This window comes from Candidatus Phytoplasma gossypii (assembly GCF_030586975.1).
Taxonomy (GTDB): domain Bacteria; phylum Bacillota_I; class Bacilli_A; order Acholeplasmatales; family Acholeplasmataceae; genus Phytoplasma; species Phytoplasma citri.
In genome coordinates, this window is the sequence record NZ_JAOSIT010000064.1 from 1 (window position 1) to 1,582 (window position 1,582).

The 1,582-nt window shown below is 26.3% G+C and carries 1 pseudogene; it reads left to right on the top strand.

The features are described 5' to 3' along the window. Positions 1 to 1,462: 1,462 nt before the first annotated feature. A pseudogene (locus tag OC698_RS03045) lies at positions 1,463 to 1,582 on the top strand (sigma-70 family RNA polymerase sigma factor); the annotation flags it as partial.

Here is a 1,582-nt window from a genome sequence, read left to right on the forward strand (position 1 = left end):
CAAATACTCAAGATTACAATATCGTAATGAAAACAATCATCTAAACTAAATTGGAAATAATAATAGATTGTAAAACAAAAATATAATAACAAATACCAAATCAAACTGATTTTCAATCACACTAAATCTAGAAATTTAAAAAATGATTTATCATAACAACAACAAATAAATATACTAATTCAAGAAATTAGTTATTTTAAATTAGAATTTAGCAAATTAAAATAAAAGTTTAATACAACAACAATTCAATTAAACTTTCCAAAAAATTTGAGAAAGAATTTATAAAAATATTGGAATAAAATATAAAAAAATACTTTTTTATATAATTTTTTCGAATAACTACTTCGTCGTAACCTTCTTTTAAAAAATGCTGTAATTCCATTTAATTAATATTTTATAAATCTTATTTATTCTCAATGGGTGCCAAAAGATGCCTAAAATATCGTGTTATCTAACCAATAACTCATACTGATAAACATTGAAAGGAGATAGTTGGTCTGTTAAACGAAAGAATAACAGATGAAAGCAGACCATAAAAGCGGGTTGCGACGAAGTAGTTAATCAAGAAGATTCTGCGACCAAATTTTCCCACGGATAAGTCTGAAATGACCGAAGAAGGAAAATAGATGTAATGTAAAACTTACCACGCAAACTAATGAAACCGTGTAGTTCAGTAGCTATCAATTTAGGATTGAGAAATTGAATAGTTTATCATTGCAGAAAAGCTGAAATCTCGCCGACAGTCAGGAAAGATTTTAGTAGTCGTAAGAAATTCAAAGCTAAATTTGGAACAATTTAGTGCGCTGACTTACCAGAGGAGAGAGAGAATAACTCTCACAATGGGAAAGTAGCTAGTAATGTATTATTTATTGAATGGAATAAAGAAGGAGAGTTGATAAATGATGTCAACAACTGTTTCCCGAGAAACTAAGTTTTCGTTAACATTGAATAAGATTCGATATTGTTCCACAAAAAAAGCAAAGAAACAATAAGAAGAATAAATAGCTAATCAACCTTAAGGCGCAATTAGTTCTCGAAAGAGAATAAATTAGGGAAAATCAGATGCTGGGAAACTTGCTTGTCCAGTTTGGAAAGGGGCTAACAGCAAATACAAAACGCTGTATAAAACAACGCAATTAATCTATCCGTATCTCTTTACTAATTTGTTTCATGATCGAATATGAATTATTAATTTTTTTATGATTATTAGACATTGAAACAAAATTAATAATTTCAAAAATAAAAAGAACTATAAAAAATATTAAAAAACAAATATGCGCCATATTATTAATTGAATTTGCCATTTGAAGTGATTGGAACATATGAGGTGTTCCTAAACTTTAGACACTTTTTATTTTTTAAAAATTTTTTAAGACTAACTGTTAAGTTAGTCTTTTTTATTTTAAAAGACTAAAAAAATAATTTCCTGTCTTTTCTAAAAATGTTTTTAGAAATGAATTGCATGTTAAGACAAGAATTATTTAAAGAATTTTTAAAAAATAAAAAGAATTTAGCAATACGAGATCAATTAATTGAACTTCATCTACCTTTAGTTAAAAAACTAGTTTATCAATTTAAATAT